Origin of the sequence: Endozoicomonas sp. ALB115 (assembly GCF_049310245.1) — a bacterium.
GTDB lineage: Bacteria > Pseudomonadota > Gammaproteobacteria > Pseudomonadales > Endozoicomonadaceae > Endozoicomonas.
This window is the reverse complement of record NZ_JBLYZG010000134.1, coordinates 1-4,664: the sequence shown is the minus strand read 5'-3', so window position 1 is coordinate 4,664 and position 4,664 is coordinate 1. Positions and strand designations below refer to the sequence as shown.

General features: G+C 40.3%; 6 protein-coding genes and 1 pseudogene. 4 read left to right on the top strand and 3 right to left on the bottom strand.

The genetic code is table 11. The annotated features are described in order from the left end of the window. Positions 1 to 133 precede the first annotated feature (133 nt). The gene (locus ACO6VE_RS23890) at positions 134 to 754 is read left to right on the top strand and encodes a hypothetical protein (protein WP_422463941.1); all 621 of its coding nucleotides are present in this window, start codon (positions 134 to 136) and stop codon (positions 752 to 754) included. A 54-nt stretch (positions 755 to 808) separates the two neighbouring features. On the opposite strand, the pseudogene ACO6VE_RS23885 reads toward ACO6VE_RS23890, so the two are convergent. The 3 genes and pseudogenes from ACO6VE_RS23885 to ACO6VE_RS23875 all read right to left on the bottom strand — a co-directional run. After that, positions 809 to 1,021 (bottom strand): annotated as a pseudogene (locus tag ACO6VE_RS23885) (autotransporter outer membrane beta-barrel domain-containing protein); the annotation flags it as partial. Positions 1,022 to 1,177: 156 nt separating this feature from the next. Further along, entirely contained in the window at positions 1,178 to 2,020 is an 843-nt protein-coding gene (gene tnpC / locus ACO6VE_RS23880; protein ID WP_422463943.1) for an IS66 family transposase, read from the bottom strand. Positions 2,021 to 2,149: 129 nt separating this feature from the next. After that, the gene (locus tag ACO6VE_RS23875) at positions 2,150 to 2,590 is read right to left on the bottom strand and encodes a DUF6444 domain-containing protein (RefSeq protein WP_422443742.1); all 441 of its coding nucleotides are present in this window, start codon (positions 2,588 to 2,590) and stop codon (positions 2,150 to 2,152) included. Positions 2,591 to 2,874: 284 nt separating this feature from the next. On the opposite strand from ACO6VE_RS23875, the gene ACO6VE_RS23870 reads away from it, so the two are divergent. The 3 genes from ACO6VE_RS23870 to ACO6VE_RS23860 all read left to right on the top strand — a co-directional run bounded on the left by ACO6VE_RS23870 (position 2,875) and on the right by ACO6VE_RS23860 (position 4,514). Beyond that, entirely contained in the window at positions 2,875 to 3,213 is a 339-nt protein-coding gene (locus tag ACO6VE_RS23870; protein ID WP_422443740.1) for a hypothetical protein, read from the top strand. 101 nt (positions 3,214 to 3,314) lie between these two features. Further along, on the top strand, positions 3,315 to 4,295 hold the full coding sequence (locus tag ACO6VE_RS23865) for a hypothetical protein (RefSeq protein WP_422443738.1): 981 nt from the start codon (positions 3,315 to 3,317) through the stop codon (positions 4,293 to 4,295). 9 nt (positions 4,296 to 4,304) lie between these two features. Then, positions 4,305 to 4,514: a hypothetical protein gene (locus tag ACO6VE_RS23860; RefSeq protein WP_422443736.1), complete on the top strand. Its 210-nt coding sequence runs from the start codon at positions 4,305 to 4,307 to the stop codon at positions 4,512 to 4,514. Positions 4,515 to 4,664: the final 150 nt, after the last annotated feature.

Sequence of the window (4,664 nt, the reverse complement as noted above, 5' to 3'; positions counted from 1 at the left end):
CAGAGTACCCCTGAGTTCTGATTCATTTCAAAGGCAGTTCAGTGGCAACCCTCTGGTTACAGAGGTTATGCATTTATGATACGAATTCAGGCTCGCTAATCAGAAGACCATTATTGAGATTGAGGCTAACAGAATGCTGCCCGGTGATGAGTACGCACTGTGTGCAGAGCGAGACAGACTGCAACAAAGTATGTTCCGGGCCCTGAAGCAAATGACCTCCCCAGACTCCGGGCTGGTCAACATGATATTGATGTCCCCATGGGCTGCCGGTTTTCTGGCTGAGCCTCAAAAAGAGATTCTCAGAAAAAGCTTGACCAAAGAGGATAAAAACCTGCCAATCCCCTGTTATCAGGCATGTCTTTTGTACTACTTGATCAAAAGAGACTCCCATTTCCGGCGGGGGATGATTCAAGCAGGGATTAACCCCAAGGCATTAGATTCAACAGCAAAGGGATGCATGAATATCCATAATCTGGCAAAAGCCCGGCAGGGTATTGATGGTGCCACAGGACAGTTGCCCACAGAAATAGAGATCAGCAGTGATGCGTTATATGAGGCTCACATGCAAAGCCTGAGTGATGTGAACTGGCTGGCCGCTTTTGTATACTCCTCGGAAGCTGAAGATATACGACACTTTCTCCAGAATAAGTTTATTTTTTTACCCTGGAGCGATTTCCTCTGCATACTCAACCTGCCAGATTACCTTGAAGCGCTTGGCATTAAGCCGGAATATGCTAATCCACTCGAGCGTTGAAGTATAAAAGTACTCAATGGAGCTACGACCCAAAGCTCCATTTACTATCAATGATTAAAAGTCGTATCTCAATTTGGCACTGATAGTGTCAGCATCAAAACCAGACTTCCAGGTATGATCGTAATTGACAGATGCGGTCAGATTATTGCTAATCATATAATTAGCGCCCAGGCCGATTTGCCAGGTGGTTTTCTCAGGTGCGGCACCAGTGCTGGTGATAATAGTATCGCCCGTCAGAAAGCGGCTCCGTGTCTGTACCTGATCACCGGCAAAATCGTGTCATATATTGAGGGATAAGGCCGTATCAAGTGAGCTTTGGTTAAACTCAAAAGTTTTCATGGCAGGTAACTATTCAGCACCCAGCAAAGGCATATTGCTGTAATTCTGAACAGCTCTAAGTAGTGACTGGTATATATCCATACCCTATTTTCTAGCTGACGACAGATAGCTCCGAATCCGTGCAAAAAAAGCACCTCCGTCCGCACTCCTGAAGCAGCCTGAGATTTTCCGCTTTAACTTGGCCATGCGAATATCCCGTTCACTGCCATTGTTGTCGAAGGGGATTGTAAAATCTGACATGAACCGCAGTGTTTCAGTTTTGAACTCAATGAGTCGTTTGAAGAGGTTGTAGGCTTTGGTATTTTTGACTTTCTTACGGCCGAGCTCTTGCCGCTGTTTCTCCATATAGGCGACTTCTTTCGTTAATGCCCGCTGAAGTAAGCGGTCATAAATCTTCTCAATACGTTCATGGATAACACCCGGCATTTGTAGCATACCTATGGTCTTAAAGCCCTTGCAATAATGCCAGGAAAGCCTGAGCAATTTCATCAGACGTAACGCCAGTTGATTGCCGTCCCGGTCAACAATGCCCAAAAGCTCCCTCAGGTAATGGGCATTGCAAAGAACGTGAACTGCCGCATATGAAAAGTAGGATTTCCAATGATCATGAACCAGAACGCCGACAAACGTAAGTAGTATGCCCATCGCATCCATGGCCTCACGACCCCGCTTTTCAGCCTGGTAGTAAAGTGTCCATTGGTCATCCCGCATAACGTGTAACCAATAAAGAGAGCCTTCGGCCCGCATGCCAGTTTCATCGACTCCGGCAACTGCCGTTTCCTGCAAGGCGTCACGAATGGCATCCTCAGTAGAGGCCAGGTTTTCATGGGTCCTGGCCACAAAATTGGCTACCGTTCCAGCGCTGACACTCATCTTTATAGAGCGTATTAAAATACTCTGACACACGCTTATCCGGTACGAAATCATATTGATTAAGATAGACGGCCACAGCCTGAGTAGCTGGGCCATATTGCACGGCTGCAGTTACACCTTCCGGGAATTTAGCCTGATTTTTGCAACCACATGTGCAGATTTTGACCTCAGCTTTATAGGCAGTTACTTCAAATTCACCAAGCTTTCCTGGCTCAAACACCGTCGCTCAATATATTTGACCGACTCCTTATCAAGGAGAGAAACCTGACATTTATGGCATTCTTTAACCTGAAGGAACTCAATATAATTAGGGTTATCGACCTGCTTGAGGCAAGTTCCCTGATGCCCTTTCTGTCCACCGGATTTATTGTCGGAAGACTGTCTCAGACTTTTTGGATTGGGTTTGTCATTATTTGATGCATCAGCACCTTCATCGGTATCGGCGGGATTATCTCTGGAATCACTGCTTTTACAAGGTTTTTGATAACCATCAGACGATGGTGGCTTACTGCTGTTTTGACTGTTCTTGCTAACCCTTTCTTCCAATTCTCTACATCGTTCTTCCAGACAGGGAACTCTTATGCACAACTGTGCATTCTCTTTCAAGAGCGTCTCAGTCGACATAGTTGTAGGCAGCTCTGGAACCATGTTGGCGAATGTTGGTAAATAAAAGTGCTTAAGAGAATGGTATAAAAATCAGAAAATGCCAGATTTATGTGAGGGGTGCTGAACAGTTACATTTTTTGTATGGGGGGTTCGGCTGGTACGTATAGCGAATCTAGAGTATGTTATGCGAAACATGATTCATGTAAACGACTGTTAGCTGCCAATGGTGCAACCTCAGCATTATTGGTAAAATTGAAAACTTCTTGCTTCATTACCTCTGAGTAGTATTAATGAACAAAATTTTGAACAAAAAAATTCAGAATTATTCTGTTTTTTTGAAAGAAAAAAGTCGCCCTCCAAGTAAGGGTGGAAATACGAAAGCACTACACGCACATTACGTAACTATTGATGATTGCACGTATAGCTTTCTAGCACTTGGATCACAACAATGGATTTATAAATCTGATATTGTCAGTTTCGAGTTTGAAGAAAGTGGTAAATACAAGAATATTGTAAAAGAAACAATAATTACCATTGATAAAAACGGGAAAGAAATTGTAAGAGGAAATCGAGGTTTTAAACATCAACTAAGAACAGCTGATGCTCGGCTTCCAGGAAGTAGAAGAGAGATCAATAGCTAATGGTTAAATGGATTAAAGTTATACCAATAGTTGCAACAATGTTAATAACTGGTTGTGCAATTAGATCGTCCGAGAACTATTCCGCAGTATTGAATAGTTGGTTGGGTAAAGATATAAATACATATTCCAGAATATGGGGTTACCCTGCTCAGATAATGAATCTTCCAAATGGAAATAAGCTATATATTTATTCGAAAAAAAGTAGTGTTCATATTCCTGAAACTTCTAGTAGTAAAACTGAATATAATGTTGTAGGCAGCACACTTTATAGTAATAAAAAAACAACAATATTTGGTGGGTATGACTTAAAAAGTTCATGCACTACAAAGCTTGAAGTTTCTGAAAGTCAAAAAATTGTAAATTGGACTTGGGATGGTAATAGTTGTGAGTATTCAGACGAAATTACAAAGCAATTAACCTATAATTCAGAGCTTGATTATTTATCTAAGGATTATTATACAAAGTTTGATCAAAATACATATTGTGGTATAGGGGCGGCAATAAGTTATGGTGTAATGCTTGATCGGCAGTTTGGTAAGTCTAAAGAAGAAGTATTAAAGAGATTCAACGATATAAATAGAGACTTTGTTGATACTGTTATTCATGTTGCTTTTTCTGAAAAAATCAGACTAACAGAAAAAGGACGTTTGTATTCTGCTGCAACATTTTCCGATGGATATTTTAATGGGTGTAGTGAAGATCCAAGCTTAAAAGGAAAGAATCCTATTCTTATTAAAAAGGCTGATAATGTAGAGGAAGTTAATTTGCTTAAAAGCGCTAATAACCTTAGTGCTGATAAGAGTTACTTGAATAGAAAGTATTATAAAAAATATGATAAAACAACTTCATGTGGCTCGTTGGCGAGAACTTCATACATGATAATGATGTTAAGGCAAGTTGGTAAATCTAAGGAAAGTATTTCAAATGATTTTAATAAGCAAAATACAGAGTCTGGAAGAGAATTAATAAATATGATATACGACATCCCAACACAAGATACAATGGATCAGAAGATGAAAATGGCTGCTGATTTCGGAGATGGGATTTTAGAAGGTTGTCAACAAAATCAATATCTAAAGTGATTTTTAATCATGAGCGATTATGAGATAGATAAACTGACAGCGATGCCCAAAGAGTCTGATACTGCTTCCACTCATGTTTCTCTTGCTGTGGACAGGTATGAGTGGCGTGAGAATAAGACGCAATATGTAAAAATAGATGGTGTAAAACTAAAAGAATTTTATAATGAGTATTTAATACTAATCAAAAAACTGAATCAGATAAGAAATATCTTGAAGTGAGTTAATACTGTAAAATTAACGGGCAGGGCTTACGCATGAAGAGAATGGTTCTCATTAATTCATTCACTCGAGCATAAAATGCACAATATTTACTATCAACATCCATGATTAACAGAAGTGAAGATGAACTGTTCAAGTAGTTCAGTCAGG